The sequence below is a fragment of the Achromobacter marplatensis genome (genome assembly GCF_002209535.1).
In the GTDB taxonomy this organism is placed as follows: Bacteria; Pseudomonadota; Gammaproteobacteria; order Burkholderiales; family Burkholderiaceae_B; genus Achromobacter; species Achromobacter marplatensis.
In genome coordinates this window covers 1-667 of record NZ_NJIG01000057.1, presented here as the reverse complement: position 1 = coordinate 667, position 667 = coordinate 1, and the positions used below count along the sequence as shown (strand labels likewise).

General features: G+C 53.8%; 1 rRNA gene. It reads right to left on the bottom strand.

The features are described from left to right. A 23S ribosomal RNA gene (locus tag CEY09_RS31825) occupies positions 1–667 on the bottom strand; the annotation flags it as partial.

The following is a 667-nucleotide window of genomic DNA, read 5'->3' as shown; positions in this document are numbered from 1 at the left end:
GAACGACTCTTTAGGGGGATCAAGTCCCCGGGATACCTAATCTTCAGACGAGTTTCCCGCTTAGATGCCTTCAGCGGTTATCTCTTCCGTACTTAGCTACCCGGCAATGCCATTGGCATGACAACCGGTACACCAGAGGTACGTCCACTCCGGTCCTCTCGTACTAGGAGCAGGCTCCGTCAAGTATCCAACGCCCACGGCAGATAGGGACCAAACTGTCTCACGACGTTTTAAACCCAGCTCACGTACCTCTTTAAATGGCGAACAGCCATACCCTTGGGACCGGCTACAGCCCCAGGATGAGATGAGCCGACATCGAGGTGCCAAACACCGCCGTCGATATGAACTCTTGGGCGGTATCAGCCTGTTATCCCCAGAGTACCTTTTATCCGTTGAGCGATGGCCCTTCCATTCAGAACCACCGGATCACTATGTCCTGCTTTCGCACCTGTTCGACTTGTCAGTCTCACAGTCAAGCACGCTTATGCCATTGCACTATCAGCACGATTTCCGACCGTACCTAGCGTACCTTCGAACTCCTCCGTTACACTTTGGGAGGAGACCGCCCCAGTCAAACTGCCCACCATGCACTGTCCCCGATCCGGATAACGGACCAAGGTTAGAACCGCAAACAAACCAGGGTGGTATTTCAAGGATGGCTCCACGT